Source organism: Marinobacter sp. F4206, from assembly GCF_019392195.1.
Taxonomy (GTDB): Bacteria; Pseudomonadota; Gammaproteobacteria; order Pseudomonadales; family Oleiphilaceae; genus Marinobacter.
Map to the genome: position 1 here is coordinate 76,483 of NZ_JAHXKI010000002.1, position 13,711 is coordinate 90,193.

The 13,711-nt window shown below is 57.2% G+C and carries 13 protein-coding genes; 8 read left to right on the forward strand and 5 right to left on the reverse strand.

Annotation, left to right across the window (positions count from 1 at the left end):
- Positions 1 to 22: 22 nt before the first annotated feature.
- Genes ccoG through KZO34_RS02670 form a run of 5 tightly spaced genes read left to right on the forward strand, consistent with a single transcriptional unit; the run spans position 23 to position 5,437 of the window.
- Positions 23 to 1,453 carry a cytochrome c oxidase accessory protein CcoG gene (ccoG, locus tag KZO34_RS02650; RefSeq protein WP_219473143.1) on the forward strand — a complete coding sequence of 477 codons (1,431 nt, stop codon included), beginning with the start codon at positions 23 to 25 and terminating at the stop codon, positions 1,451 to 1,453.
- A 47-nt stretch (positions 1,454 to 1,500) separates the two neighbouring features.
- Positions 1,501 to 2,016, forward strand: a complete 516-nt coding sequence (locus KZO34_RS02655) for a FixH family protein (RefSeq protein WP_219473145.1) — start codon at positions 1,501 to 1,503, stop codon at positions 2,014 to 2,016.
- Positions 2,013 to 4,463 carry a heavy metal translocating P-type ATPase gene (locus KZO34_RS02660; RefSeq protein ID WP_219473147.1) on the forward strand — a complete coding sequence of 817 codons (2,451 nt, stop codon included), beginning with the start codon at positions 2,013 to 2,015 and terminating at the stop codon, positions 4,461 to 4,463. Before KZO34_RS02655 ends, KZO34_RS02660 begins: the two co-directional genes overlap by 4 nt.
- Positions 4,464 to 4,499: 36 nt before the next feature.
- Positions 4,500 to 4,748, forward strand: a complete 249-nt coding sequence (gene ccoS, locus KZO34_RS02665) for a cbb3-type cytochrome oxidase assembly protein CcoS (RefSeq protein ID WP_219473149.1) — start codon at positions 4,500 to 4,502, stop codon at positions 4,746 to 4,748.
- Entirely contained in the window at positions 4,748 to 5,437 is a 690-nt protein-coding gene (locus KZO34_RS02670; RefSeq protein WP_219473151.1) for a sulfite exporter TauE/SafE family protein, read from the forward strand. The genes ccoS and KZO34_RS02670 overlap by 1 nt, the downstream gene beginning before the upstream one ends.
- A 37-nt stretch (positions 5,438 to 5,474) precedes the next feature.
- Here the strand turns inward: KZO34_RS02670 and ttcA are convergent, their stop codons facing one another.
- On the reverse strand, positions 5,475 to 6,389 hold the full coding sequence (gene ttcA, locus KZO34_RS02675; RefSeq protein WP_219473153.1) for a tRNA 2-thiocytidine(32) synthetase TtcA: 915 nt from the start codon (positions 6,387 to 6,389) through the stop codon (positions 5,475 to 5,477).
- A 72-nt stretch (positions 6,390 to 6,461) separates the two neighbouring features.
- Here ttcA and KZO34_RS02680 point away from each other — a divergent pair, with 72 nt between their 5' ends.
- The 3 genes from KZO34_RS02680 to KZO34_RS02690 are packed head-to-tail and all read left to right on the forward strand — an operon-like array spanning position 6,462 to position 8,871.
- A complete protein-coding gene (locus tag KZO34_RS02680) occupies positions 6,462 to 7,106 on the forward strand; it encodes a TetR/AcrR family transcriptional regulator (RefSeq protein ID WP_219473154.1) in 645 nt (214 codons plus the stop codon).
- A 27-nt stretch (positions 7,107 to 7,133) separates the two neighbouring features.
- Positions 7,134 to 7,799 (forward strand): DNA-J related domain-containing protein, encoded by a 666-nt coding sequence (locus KZO34_RS02685; protein WP_219473157.1) that lies wholly within the window; start codon positions 7,134 to 7,136, stop codon positions 7,797 to 7,799.
- 40 nt (positions 7,800 to 7,839) lie between these two features.
- Positions 7,840 to 8,871, forward strand: coding sequence for a polysaccharide deacetylase family protein (locus KZO34_RS02690; protein WP_219473159.1), 1,032 nt, complete (start codon positions 7,840 to 7,842; stop codon positions 8,869 to 8,871).
- 10 nt (positions 8,872 to 8,881) lie between these two features.
- On the opposite strand, the gene KZO34_RS02695 is transcribed toward KZO34_RS02690, so the two are convergent.
- From KZO34_RS02695 to KZO34_RS02710, 4 genes are read right to left on the reverse strand one after another with little or no spacing between them, the layout of a single operon-like run.
- Entirely contained in the window at positions 8,882 to 9,943 is a 1,062-nt protein-coding gene (locus KZO34_RS02695) for a MalM family protein (protein ID WP_219473161.1), read from the reverse strand.
- Between the two features lie 35 nt (positions 9,944 to 9,978).
- Entirely contained in the window at positions 9,979 to 11,604 is a 1,626-nt protein-coding gene (locus KZO34_RS02700) for an OmpP1/FadL family transporter (RefSeq protein WP_219473163.1), read from the reverse strand.
- A 38-nt stretch (positions 11,605 to 11,642) separates the two neighbouring features.
- Positions 11,643 to 12,653, reverse strand: coding sequence for a transporter (locus tag KZO34_RS02705; protein WP_219473164.1), 1,011 nt, complete (start codon positions 12,651 to 12,653; stop codon positions 11,643 to 11,645).
- 56 nt (positions 12,654 to 12,709) lie between these two features.
- The gene (locus tag KZO34_RS02710; RefSeq protein WP_219473165.1) at positions 12,710 to 13,510 is read right to left on the reverse strand and encodes a C39 family peptidase; all 801 of its coding nucleotides are present in this window, start codon (positions 13,508 to 13,510) and stop codon (positions 12,710 to 12,712) included.
- Between the last annotated feature and the right edge of the window lie 201 nt (positions 13,511 to 13,711).

A 13,711-nucleotide genomic window follows, 5' to 3' on the forward strand; every position in this document is an offset into this window, starting at 1 on the left:
ACCCTTTCATCGGGAGGTTTCGATGAGCAGTGAGATTCCGGTCAAACAGGTTGACCCATCCTCTGACCCCTCCGATAACAATAAAAAATCCGGAAGTGTCGAACTCTACGCCAGCCGCAAGAAAATCTATGTAAAGGAAGTCAAAGGCTTCTTTCAGCGCATCCGGAATGTCAGCCTGATGCTGCTGATGGGCATGTACTTCCTGTTTGTCTGGATAACTCTGGACGGCCAGCCACTGATCCATTTTGACCTTCCGGCCCGGGAGTTCCACCTCTACGGTCTGACGTTCTACCCGAAGGATTTCATTCTCCTGTCCGGGATGCTCATTATCTGTGCCTTTGGCCTGTTTTTCATCACCACCCTCTTTGGGCGCGTGTGGTGCGGCTACACCTGCCCGCAGACAGTGTGGACGTTTATCTTCATGTGGGTTGAGGAACGCATTGAGGGCAGCCGTAACAAACGGATGAAACTCGACAAGGCCCCGCGGTCCGGCGAAAAAATTGCGAAAAAGTCGGCCAAGCACGCGGCCTGGCTACTGATCGCCTTGGCAACCGGCCTCACGTTCGTCGGATATTTCTATCCTATCCGGGAACTGATCGCCGATCTCTTTACGCTACAAGCCAATGGCTGGGCCTATTTCTGGGTCGCCTTCTTTACCGTTGCAACCTATCTCAATGCCGGCTGGATGCGCGAGCAGGTGTGCCTGTACATGTGCCCCTACGCCCGCTTCCAGTCGGTCATGTTCGACCCCAACACCCGCGTTGTTTCATACGATCCCAACCGGGGCGAACCCCGTGGCGGACGCAAGAAGGGCATAGACCCGGCCGAAGCGGGCCTTGGCGACTGCATCGACTGCGGCCAATGCGTTCAGGTGTGCCCAACCGGTATCGATATCCGCGATGGTCTGCAGTACGAGTGCATTGGCTGTGCACTTTGCATTGATGCCTGCGACGAAATCATGGACAAGATGGATTACCCCCGGGGCCTGATTCGCTACACCACCGAGAACGAACTGGAGGGCAAGACGTCCAAACTGCTTCGCCCGAGGACCTTCGGCTACGGCGCGGTTCTGTCGATCATGATCGCCGCCATCATCGTGACTATCGCAACACGGGTACCGGCGCAGATGGATGCACTCCGTGACCGGGGCGCACTCTACAGCTTTAATGGCCAGGGCAGAATAGAGAACTCCTACACCCTGAAAATTGCCAACATGACAGAAGTGCCCCAAACCTTCTCGGTTTCGGTTCGAGGCCTGGACGACATCCAGATTTTGACCCAGACGTCGGTAACGGTGGAGAGTGGTGAAAACCGGTCATTGCCGACCGTTGTTGATGTGCCACCAGAATCCATTGCGCAGTCCAACAATGAAATTTACTTTCAGGCCAAGTCGCAAACAGACAATTCACTGATGCTGGAAACTGAAAGCCGATTTGTTGGTCCAACGCGCTGATCCGAGACTCGCGCGACGACCACCCTGTTTATACGAGAACGAGTAATATGACTGAACAAGCTCCAATAGCTCCCTGGTATCGCCAGCCCTGGTTCTGGTTCCTGACCATTTTCCCGCTGGCCGCCATCATCTGGTGTATCTTCATGATCATCGTCGCCACCAACTTGGAAGACACCATGGTCACCGACGATTACTCAAAAGAGGGCCGCGGCATCAACATGGAAATAGCCCGTGACCAGAAGGCCAAAGACCTTGGTATGGTTGCGGAGATGCGTTTTGATGACCGCACCATTGCCCTCAACCTGTCCACAGACAACGGGCCGGCGGATTTCCCGTACCTGGTCCTGAACCTGTTCCACCCGACCCTGGCGGACCTTGACCGCACGATTCAGTTCCAGAAAACAGGCACCGGGCAATACAGTGGCAAGATGCTCGAAGATATTGATGGCCGTTGGTACTACGACCTGCGAGGGCCCGATAACCAGTGGCGATTGAAAGGCGAAGCCTGGCTACCGGCGGACAACGGGATCACTGTCAGCTCGGAAGGCGCCGCTAAAGGGTGAAGGCCCTGGAGTGCTTCCACTGCGGCGAACCAGCCGATGGTGAGCCACCGATTACCCTTGAGTTGGATGGACGGATACGGCACTTTTGCTGCCAAGGCTGTAAGGCCGTGTGCGAAACCATCCACGGCGAGGGGCTGACCGGTTTCTACGACATACGCACCGAGCCTGCCGTTACACCGCGGCAACTATCCAGCTCGGAACTTGATCGCATCCGGGAACTGGATCACCCTCTGGTCCAGCAAGCGTTTGTCTCGCCGGTCAAAGGTGGAGAGGAAGCCCAGCTCTTGATAGGCGGTATCACCTGCGCAGCCTGCATCTGGCTTCTCGAAAACCACATAAAAAAGCAGCCTGGTGTGCTGTCTTTCAGTGTCAACCATACTACCCAACGTGCCCGCCTGGTCTGGGCCCAGGATCAGAGTCGACTCAGCGACCTGCTGATTGCCATTCACGAACTCGGGTATACCGCACGTCCCTACCAGCCAGACGAAGCGGAGCAGGCACTGAGATCGGAGCACCGCTCCATGCTGATCCGGCTGGTGCTCGCCGGCATTGGTTCCTTTCAGAGCATGATGCTGGCTTTTCCGCTCTACTTTGAAATGGTAAACGACCTGTCGCCGGAGTTCGTCAGCTTCTTCCGCTGGTTCAGCCTGCTGATCGCCACGCCGGTCGTTTTCTATAGCGCGCGCCCCTTTTTCAGCAATGCATGGCGTGATCTGCAAACCCACCACCTGACCATGGATGTCCCGGTCGCCATTGCCATTGGCCTCGCCTACGCAGCCAGCGCCTGGGTGACGGCATTCGGTGGGGAAGAAGTGTATTTTGAGTCAGTCTGCATGTTCACCTTTTTCCTGCTATTGGGCCGGTACATTGAGGTTCAGGCACGTTTCCGCGCCGGCCTGACCGGCAATGCCCTGGCAGGCTTCCAGCCATCGGTAGCTACCCGTGTTCAGGGCGAACACATTGAGGTGGTTCCGGCGCATGCTGTCAAACCGGGGGACGTAATTCGCGTCCGGCCCGGAGAGACTCTGCCAGTTGACGGCGAAATCGTCCACGGTCAGTCCACCCTCAATGAGGCAGCGCTGACGGGTGAATACCTGCCTGAAACCCGGTCCCCCGGCGATACCGTCCACGCCGGCTGCATTAACGGCGAAAATCCGCTGGATGTCCGGGTGGTCAAAGCCGGCTCCCAGACCAGGCTGTCAGGGATCATGCGGGTTCTCGATCGGGTTCAGGCCGAAAAACCACCGGTAGCGCTGATGGCCGACCGGATCGCCGGCAAATTCGTGGCCCGGGTGCTGGTGCTGGCCCCGGTGGTCTGGTTTGGCTGGTGGCTGGCAGGAGCGGACAACGCTTTCGACATTACCCTGTCCGTCTTGGTGGTCACCTGCCCGTGTGCACTGTCTTTGGCGACACCGACCGCCATTACCGCAGCTACCGTAAAACTCCGGCGTCTGGGCTTCCTACCGACCCGGGGGCATACCCTGGAATCAATGAACACGGTTGATACCGTTATCTTCGACAAGACCGGTACCCTGACCCGGGGCGAACTGAGTCTTGTGGCATTGAAGGTGTTAGGAGACCTGGACGAACCTGCGTGCCTCAAGTTGGCCGCAGGGCTGGAGCAACACTCGGAACATCCGATTGCCCGGGTTTTCCACAACCAGCCTTCGGCAGCCGTGGAACAGGTCAAAAACCATCTTGGCGGCGGGCTCTCGGGAACACTGGGCAATCAGCGACTCTACATCGGCCACAAGGATTTTGTGGCGTCTTCGGTCAGCCTGCCAGCACCGGTCTCGCCGGACTACAACGGCATGGAAATCTGGCTTGCATCAGACAGTGAATGGCTGGCCTGCTTCTGTCTCGACGATCAACCGAGACCGGACGCCGCGAGTGCCATCCATGCCCTCCAGGGACTTGGCATCCGTACCCTTCTGCTGAGTGGGGACCGTTCGGACCATGTCTCCCAGGTTGCCCGGGAGCTGGGCATTGAAGAGGCCATTGGCCAGGCATCCCCCGAGCAGAAATTAGACATACTGAACAAGCTGACCCGGGAAGGTCGCAACATCATGATGGTCGGGGACGGGCTCAATGACCTGCCGTCCATGGCCGGTGCAGGTATATCCGTCGCCATGGGGTCAGCCGCGGACCTGACCCAGCTTCATGCGGATGCGGTGCTGCTGAATGGCCAATTGGCGCAATTGGTCGAAGCCCTGAAAACCAGCCTTCTTACCCGCAGGGTCATACGCCAGAACCTTGCGTGGGCGCTCGTCTACAACGTCTGCGCCCTACCCCTTGCCGCGGCGGGCATGGTACCGCCCTGGCTCGCAGCTATCGGCATGTCCGTGAGTTCCCTGGTCGTCGTCCTGAATGCCCTGCGTCTGGGCGCACAGTCCCGCGGGCCGAAGAACCAGATCAATCCAGCGGTTGGCGCCCAGGTTGTGTCCTGATACCGTGTCCGAATATTTTCTCCGCGAGGTTTCGCCGTGCAAATCGTTATGATTCTGGTCCCACTGGTGTTGATTGTCGTGGCACTCGGCATTTTCCTGTTCTCGTGGGCGGTCAAAAGCGGTCAGTACGATGATCTCGAGGGGCCGGCGCATCGGATTCTCTATGACGATGACAAAGACATGATTCCGGACGACGCCCGTACGGACAAGTCGACTGCTGCCCCGGAACAGGGAACCGGGCAGGCCCCGGATTCCAACTCCGACGAGGACGCCTCGAAACGCTGATGGGCCCGGAACTCTATCTCAGTTATCCCAGCGCCTTTCTGATCGGTCTGCTGGGAAGTTCTCACTGTCTGGGCATGTGCGGTGGCATCAGCGCCTCACTGTCCATGGCCCTGCCAGTCGGTAAAGGCTTCCGAATCCGCCAGACTCTGATGCTGCTGGCCTTCAACGCGGGTCGCATTACCAGCTATGCTCTGATTGCCACACTGGTGGCACTGCTCAGCACCTCGGCCGCGAACCAGTGGTCAGAGCTCGGAGTCGTCCTTCGCTCCGTAGCAGGCCTTCTACTGATCGTCATGGGCCTGTCGATGGGACAATGGTGGCAGGGTATCCGGCACATTGAACGGGTCGGAGCGCCGGTCTGGAAGCGTTTGTCCCCGCTCACCCGCCGCTTTCTACCGGTTAATCACGTCGGGCAGGCTCTTGCGCTGGGAGCGCTCTGGGGGTGGCTGCCTTGTGGCCTGATCTACACCACTCTGGGATGGGCGGCGCTTCAACCGACCGTCGGCTCCGCGGCGCTGACCATGCTGTTCTTTGGTCTTGGCACGCTCCCCTCCATGTTGGCAACCGGTTATGCTGCAGGCTGGGTACGGGGGCTGCAGGGCCACCGGCTCTTTCGGAAGCTGACCGGCGCCCTGCTGATTGTGTTCGGTATCTGGACCCTGCCACTGACCGGCGCGCTGGCCCATTGAGGTCGAGGCCTCACCGGCGCATTCCAGACGACGAACGCTAGATATTCAGGACATCCAGACGACCGAAACTGTTCGCTTCTTCGGGCTCTGCAGTCTGTGCCGCTTGTCGCTTCCCGCCCAGGCGCTCGCCATCGCGGAAATTATAGAGGTTGGTATCGGCAAGGTGTGACGGTTCGACATTACACATGGCCCGGAACATGGTTTCCAGGCGCCCCGGATGCTGCTTATCCCAGGACTGAAACATGTCTTTGATCACCTGACGCTGCAGATTCTCCTGAGAGCCACACAGATTACAGGGAATGATCGGAAACGCGCGAAGGCCTGCGTAACGGGCAATGTCCTTCTCACGGCAGTATGCCAGAGGCCGGATCACTGTGTTTCGTCCATCGTCGCTGTGCAGGACCGGTGGCATGGACTTCAGTTTGCCGCCGTAAAACATATTCAGGAAGAGGGTTTCCAGGAGGTCGTCGCGGTGATGGCCCAGGGCGATCTTCGTTACCCCGTGCTCTTCTGCAAAATTATAGAGGATTCCGCGCCGTAGCCGCGAACACAGACCACATGTGGTCTTCCCTTCCGGCACTTTTTCCTTAACAATACTGTAGGTGTCCTTCTCGATGATGTGGTACTCGATACCCATGGTTTTCAGGTACTCGGGTAGCACTTCCTCCGGAAATCCGGGCTGTTTCTGATCAAGGTTGACCGCAATCAGCTCAAAGGAAACCGGTGCACTTTTCTGCAGATTGAGCAGAATGTCGAGCATGGCGTAGGAGTCTTTGCCACCGGAAAGGCAACACATCACCTTGTCGCCGGCTTCAATCATCGAGAAATCGGCAATCGCCTGCCCGACGTCACGGCGCAGACGCTTCTGCAGTTTGTTCAGCTCCAGTTTCTGACGGCGCCCGAACTTGGCGCTCTGGGACGGTTCGGGACTGGCGATCATTGCTTCGGACATACCAACTACGTTCATAAGGTTAATGAGCGTCGGATTATACGCGTCACATGGATTCAGGGACAGGATACCAACATGGATATGTTGCAACCGCATCACCAGATTACCGGAAAACGAGAGCTCAACCGTGCCCGTAACCGAAAGGCGATCCTCGACGCCGCCCGGGAATGCTTTCGAGAACATGGCTACGACAACTCCACGATCCGGGATATTGTCAGGCGTACGGACCTCGCCGCGGGCACCTTCTACAACTACTTTTCCAGCAAACAGGATATCTTCGCGGCGTTGCTGACCGACTTCCTGACCCAGCTGAACACGAGTCTCACCCGTAATCGCCGGGCGGCCGACTCCACGAAAGACTTCATTCATTCGGCCTATCTCGCTCTCTACACCGCCACCGCACGTGATCCACTGGTCTATGAGCTGGCTCATCGCAACGACCGGGCTCTGCGGAAACTCTTCGGTTCAGACATTCTCGGGCTGACAATGCTGTCTCTTGAAGAAGACGTTCGGGAGGCGATGACCCGCGGGCTATTACCTGAACTGGATCACGACTTTCTTTGCGCAGCGTTTTTCGGGGTCGCCTATGAAATGAGCCTGCGGGTTGCCCAGAGGGCTCATCGCGAACCCGAAACCGCCGACCGGGAGGCGCTTCGAGCGACTCATTTTTCCACGGCGCTGTTCCTGGGCGGCATACCCGAGCTTTCGAGACTTTCCTGACACGCTCGACTGCCCTACTATTGGCGCATGACTGATTCCACCTCAATCCGGCAGCGTTCAGATTCCGCCGCCCGCAGTGATAACGGTATTCTGGAACAGCAGATACAACACCTGCTGGTGGCGGTGGAGCACGAACTTCGTCAGGCGCCTGACGGGGTCAGCGAGCTGGCGCTCATCAAGGCGCTACAGCAGCCCCCTTGGGAACTGATTGGCGATGTCTGCTTCAACGATCCAGAGAAACTGTACCCGGTGCATTTTCTGCTGTTCCATACGCTTTATCGGCTTCGGGACCAGCTTTCACAGACCAGTGAAACACTGCAAATAGCCCCACTGCGGATTCGCCTTGTCCCCCAAACCGTCATTGGTGGCTCTGGCCTGCCTGATGAAAAGGACAAGCTACGGGAGTTCTATCTGGACCTGTCTCAGTACCGTCTTCCGGAGGATGCCATACAACGGATGATGGACGATTTCTGGGCCGGGAGACCCGGCAACAGGCCGGAAGCCTCCGAGACCCTCGCTGCCGCGGAAAAACTGGGCTTCAACAAGGTCCCGGACAGTTTTCCGGAGGTAAAACAGCGTTTCCGGCGAGCCGTTATGCAGGCACATCCCGACCGGGGAGGCGACACCCGAAGCATCCAGGCACTCAATCAGGCATTCGCCGTCCTCAAGGCCCACTTTCAACTTGCCACCTGAGTGTCACACTCCGAGTTATCACCGTTTGAAAGGATATTTCATGGTACAACGAACCTTATTGAAGCCAATTCTGTTGCTTGCTCTGGCCTCACTGTCCCTGCGGGCCGGCGCCGACCTTGTTGTGCTGCAATATCACCATGTCAGTGATTCCACGCCGTCCTCTACCAGCACCTCGGTTTCTCTGTTCAACGCTCAAATGGACATGATTTCGGACCTCGAACTGGCGGTTGTGCCACTGGAGAGCGGCACTCAGGAAGCCCTCGCCAGTGAGCCCGGAACGGAAAATCGATTGGCTATCACCTTTGACGACGCCTACGACTCGGTCTATTCCACCGCCGCACCGGTATTGGCGTCCAAGAACTATCCCTATACCATTTTCGTGAAAACCGAAGCGGTTGGCCGCCATGGTTATATGACCTGGGAACAGTTGAGGGAACTGGGCCAAAGGGAAGGCGTCACCCTTGCGAATCATAGCGCCGACCATGGCCACCTGGCCCGCAAACCCGCTGAGAGTGAGAGTCAGTGGGCACGGCGCATCGATCAAAGTCTGGATTCCGCCCAGGCGACCCTCCGAGAGCAACTTGATAACCCGGCGCCGTTGTTCGCCTACCCCTATGGCGAATTTGATTCGGCCCTGGAGGCGAAACTGGCTGACCGGGGGTGGTACGGATATGGCCAGCAATCCGGCGCAATTGCCCAAACCTCGGATGATACCCGGCTGCCCCGGTTCCCGATGGCAAACGCCTACGGCCAGCTCAATGGCCTCGAAAACAAATTGCGGAGCAAGGCATTTCCAGTTGACGCAAGCAGCCTGCCCGACGGGGTGATCTCCGAAAATCCGCCTGAACTGGCCTTCACCCTGCCTCCATCCATGGAATCATCTCGACTGACATGCTTCGCGTCAGGAATGGGGCGCATTGACTTCGAAGTCGATGAGGGCGAAGTCACAGTACAGGCGCCGGAGGCATTTAACAGCCGTCGCTTCCGCTACAACTGCACGTACCCGGCTGGAGGCGGCCGATATTACTGGCTGTCACAGCAATGGCTGGATCTGACTCAACCCGAAGACTGATGCGCCCTTCTCACTCCGGACCGGCCGTCATCAGCCCGATTTCCCCATGGCTCACATGGGGAATGGCCTCTGGTCCCTTGTCCGTCTCAATGACGGTTTGACCCTTCAGGTCGATGTTGCGGGTGAAGATGACCAGCCAGCGTTCGCCCTGTCCCGGAAAGACCGGCACCCAGGCCTCCAGAAACCCCCGACGGCTCCACGTCTCCGGTTCATAGGAACTGACCAGATCTGTGACCAGCCGTACCGGCTGGAACTGCCCGTCCAGAAAGACCAGCGACGGCACGAAAACGCCGTCCTGAGCGTAGGATCTGATGCGCGCGATGAAATCTGATCGACCGGACTCACTGGAAAGAGAAATCAGCTGGAACGGACTGTCTCCGGTAAGAAAATTGTGGGCTGGAGACTGTTCGTTAATATCGACACCAAACTCCCTGCCTTGCTGCCACTCCTCGTGATCACTGGTGTCCAGGCCACGACAGCAGAACTCGCTGAAGCGGGCAAAATAATTGCCATCGTCAGGTTCTATACCAAGGACGGCAAAGGCGTCTGGATCACTTCCTGTCACGGGCCGTTCCGGTTCAATGTCGGGGCCGGCGTGGTAAATACTGGCGGGCGTCAGTTCGATGGGCGGCGGAACACGCCCTTTCTCCTCGTCACTGCGGGTATCCGGCTGGAAATAACTGACCCGAACATTTCCTTCGGCGTCACGCCAGGTAAAATACGGCTGCCGCTCGCCGGGGCGAACGTAACCGTCCCTGGCGAGCTCGGTTGCGTCCGGGTAGTTCTCCAGGGTGTACTCGGTTTCCTCTTCCAGTGTCTGGGACATCTGGCGCCCATCAGCGTCGTCCCCGGCAAACTTGCCTTCCGGAGCACTAACCTCAGGCTCCACGTCCGCACCAGAGGCCTCTTCAGGGGTATCTACGATGGGTGAATAGCGGACTCTGCCCTGCTCATCCACCCACGTGAAATACCCTTCCCGTTGGGATACCGAGCCTCCGCCAACCTGGCACCCGACAACCAGACCGGCGGCTAAAAAAACAGCGACTGTTTTCACCAGAACGCGAAGCGTCATGCAATGAGTCCACCCTGCCATCGGGCTCCAACCGGTCAGAATTTGGTCCGAAAACTGAGACCCGCCATGACCACCCGAAGCGATGTTTTAATATCCAGCCCCGCATAGGGGTTGTAGATGATGTTGGTGATATTGTCGCAGTTTACGTTACAACTGGTGTCTGCCGGAATGGTCTCGATGGATTGCAGATAACTGAGATTCATGTCGATCTGGGTATCCTTGTCCCACTTGTACCCCATACCAACGCTGTAAAGGTTGGCACCACCAAACGGCGCCATGATCGAGCGTTGATCGTCCGGGATGACAGAATCCCGGATCTCGACACCCGCCCTCAGGTCCAGACGCGACGAGGCATGAAATTCGGCACCAAACGCCCAGTTCCACTGGCTCTTGAATCCCAGTGGCAGGCGTAAGGTGTTGGAGGTAGCGTTGTCCGGCGAAAGAATCTTGGCTGCATTCAGAAATTCCAGGTTTCGGTCAAACCGGAACACGAACGCATCCCACTGGGCGTAATCGGTCCAGCCGATATCCGCATTCAGGGTCAGCTTGGGGTGTACATCGACACTGATCCCGGTCTGGAAGTGCTGGGGGTACACCAGGTCCATGCTGACATTCCCCGCCTCCCGTGGGGCGCCCGAGGGCAGGCTGAGAATGGCCGAAGTAATGGCGCCGAGTACCGAGCTGTTTACACTCTGCCAGAACCCGGACCAATCATCCGTGTACTCGATTTCATAGGAGCCCTTCATGTTCATGTCGGCTTCGGAGGTATAACTTGCCCCCCAACTGAACCAATCTGTCGGCTCCCACATCACACCCACTGAATAGGTTGGCGACAAGGTTTCCTGAACATTGATGCTCAGGGCGCCGATGTCATCCCAGGGTCCGACGTTACCACCACAGAGGGCAAGCCATGGCTGAAGTGGCTCGTCACCGCTTTCACAGTTGAAGGCATCCTGAAGTATTTCCGCGACCCCCAGCAACAGGTTGGGCGCCCTCATATACTGATCGGCGGCGACCCCCATATGTGAGAGATGTATTCCCGCACCAACCGACCATTCATCATTGATTTCATAACCCACGGTCGGGGAAAGGTAGGTGGTGCGCTGGAGAGCCGTTGCCTGAGGCATGTAACGACCTGGATCGTCCTTGTCCCGGTAGTAACCGGCAACCAGCGGAAGATAGAACGCATTGGCAAAGGTCAGTTTGGACCCCGGCGGATTGATACTGATACCGGCGGAGGGAGCAACCGCGGGGCCAGGCGGCGCGCGAAGGATGCCGTAACCCGGAACGTACAATGCGGCGTTGTTGGTGTGGCTGTGAGTGTTCGCAACCGGGTCTTTCTGTTTACCTGTCAGCGGATCCGTTTCCAGACCATCAATTCCGAAGATTTCATACCCTTCGGGTGCGAAAAAATCGGCGTCGATATCCAGATAGACGCTCATCAGGTTTACTTCAAGCTGGCGATCATCGAGCTTGGTAAGACCGGCCGGGTTGTAATGGATGGCCATGATCCCCGGGGGATCCGCGGTCACCGCGTTACCGAGCGCCAGCGCCTTTGGATGAATGGTGAGATTCTGCACCAGCTGGGCCTGGGCACCACACGAGATGGTCGTGGCGATCAGCGCCGCGAGAATCTGCCTTTTGTGGCTATTGTGTCCCATGAAGTCCTTCCCTTCCCGTAAAACGTCGGCGGCACCAATCACTCTTTGAGGCCGGAGAAATTAATGGGCAGGGATACACCCAGGGAGAAGTCCGGGGCATCCTCGGTCAAACCAATACCAAGACTGGTGTTCACGATGGTGGTGTCGCTGACCCGGGTACCGAGCGACATGCTCAGGAAGCCCGTCATCTGGTCCTGAGCTACAGCCTGATCACCGTTACTGAAGGTCAACACCGTTTCGTCGCTGTAACTGAGCTGCGCAGAAATACTCAGGGAGATGTCGTAGGACAGCGAATAGGCAAAGCCGGCGGAGCCGGACAGACCGAATCCTGGATCCACTTCGGTCAGCAAGCGGGCGCCTCGGACCTGGTTGAGATCCTCTGCCGGCAGGTTATAGGTCAAACTGACCGAACCGAATACAACGACCGGATCGAGGACTTTCGAGAGGCTGGCGCCACCGGCCAGAGAGTAGTAACCACTACCGGTCGAAAGTTGCTCATTGATGTCAATCTCGTACGGACTGACGCCGGTTTTCGAGGTGAAGGTGCCGAACAGCGTGGTCGACATTTTCCCGGGGACATAAGCAAAAGGCTGCCACCGACCGGTGAACGAAATATCGCCAAAGTCATAGACGGTGAGCTCATCCTGCGAATCGTACTTCACGACCAGCGGAATCCGCGTGCCTACGGTCAGGTTATCCAGCAGGCCATAGTCATAGGAAAAAGCATTGGTGAAATTGTGGGTGGCGGAAGGAACCACATCGAGATTCCTGACCGAGCCATCGGTGATGGCAAGGTCCAGACGCTGGTCTGCCGTGTAGGAATAATCGAACGAGTAGTTAAGGGCGTGAGACCCCTTTTTCTGAAGCGAGTAATTCTTCTCGGCAGCCTGAAAAACCTCTTCCAGTTGCTGTGAAGAATCCTCATCTCCCTCCTGCTTGGCCAGGGCTTCCCGCGCCTGGTCGACATTGCCTTCCTGCGCCAGGGCCATGCCCGGAAGCAGTCCTGCCGTGGAAACAAGGATAACGCCTCGCACAAACCAACGATTCATCCTGACTCCCTTATTTTATTTGTAATTTCCTGACCCGGGTAAAACTACCCGGAGAATTAGTTACGACGGTAATGCAGTTGTTTTCTGGTGTTTTCTACGCTGCCGTCGGGATTGTTCTTCTGGCGTTCCAGCAGATTCTGGATTCGCCTTTCAGTCGCCTCGTGGAACTCCGGAATCCGTTCCAGCGCCAGCAAGGTCATGGTCTGGTCGTCTACAAATCGCAGGTCTTCCTCTTTCAACTCCAGGTTGTCCAGTGGCTTATCACTGCCGGGAAAAACGATAAAGAGCACGTTGTCATCCCACTTGTCCTCGAATTCCGCCAGGGTAAAGGAGATGTTGCCTACCGATGGATCGGCCATATAAACGCGGCCGTCACGGATTGTTCGAAGAACCACGAAGTGCTTGAAACCGGCATGATGGATGGGAACGATGGCGGGGTGGTCCAGATCTTTCAGATCATCAATGGTGGCCCTGAATCCACCCGACGGATAACCCAGTGCCGTTACCAGACGTTTAAAGTCAAGCATCGAAAACGCCCGTCGTTGAACAATCCGCTCACTCTCCCCGTAATGAAGCAGTCCTTCCATCACCTGACGTTCCGACAGTGTCCGACCCAGGTAAAAGTTCAGTACCGTGGTCAGCGCCGCGCTTCCGCAACTGTAGTCGTAGGCCTGGCGCACGATGTTCCGATATTTCTGCTCGACCAGCGGCTCCACCCGGATATCAGAGCGCAGCAGTACCGGCCCGGAATCGACATCCTGCTCAATGACAACGGTGCCTTTCTCGAAAGGCTCGACCACGGTCGCTTCCTGCACCATGGTGAATGTGAGAATGGATCCGGCGAGCACCAGCAGCATGTCAGAGGAGGTCCCTGTTCTTGTTAGCCATGACATTTATCGGGTTACATGTTGTTACGGTAAGATACCGAAAAGCCTGAGCCCTTAAAGATAACTGTGCCTCAAATCTGTCGGTGCAGAAGAGGCCTCCGGAATCGGATTTGAGAACTGGTTCAAGGCTTTCCAGAGAGGGAAGCAGGCGGTGGGTTGTCGGGAACGGAG

Coding starts and splice junctions, on each gene's coding strand:
- ttcA (WP_219473153.1), bottom strand. CDS start 6,389: ATGTCCGAAGCAATGATCGCCAGTCCCGAACCGTCCCAGAGCGCCAAG.
- KZO34_RS02685 (WP_219473157.1), top strand. CDS start 7,134: ATGACTGATTCCACCTCAATCCGGCAGCGTTCAGATTCCGCCGCCCGC.
- ccoG (WP_219473143.1), top strand. CDS start 23: ATGAGCAGTGAGATTCCGGTCAAACAGGTTGACCCATCCTCTGACCCC.
- KZO34_RS02700 (WP_219473163.1), bottom strand. CDS start 11,604: ATGGGACACAATAGCCACAAAAGGCAGATTCTCGCGGCGCTGATCGCC.
- KZO34_RS02690 (WP_219473159.1), top strand. CDS start 7,840: ATGGTACAACGAACCTTATTGAAGCCAATTCTGTTGCTTGCTCTGGCC.
- KZO34_RS02670 (WP_219473151.1), top strand. CDS start 4,748: ATGGGCCCGGAACTCTATCTCAGTTATCCCAGCGCCTTTCTGATCGGT.
- KZO34_RS02710 (WP_219473165.1), bottom strand. CDS start 13,510: ATGCTGCTGGTGCTCGCCGGATCCATTCTCACATTCACCATGGTGCAG.
- KZO34_RS02705 (WP_219473164.1), bottom strand. CDS start 12,653: ATGAATCGTTGGTTTGTGCGAGGCGTTATCCTTGTTTCCACGGCAGGA.
- KZO34_RS02680 (WP_219473154.1), top strand. CDS start 6,462: ATGGATATGTTGCAACCGCATCACCAGATTACCGGAAAACGAGAGCTC.
- KZO34_RS02655 (WP_219473145.1), top strand. CDS start 1,501: ATGACTGAACAAGCTCCAATAGCTCCCTGGTATCGCCAGCCCTGGTTC.
- KZO34_RS02695 (WP_219473161.1), bottom strand. CDS start 9,943: ATGACGCTTCGCGTTCTGGTGAAAACAGTCGCTGTTTTTTTAGCCGCC.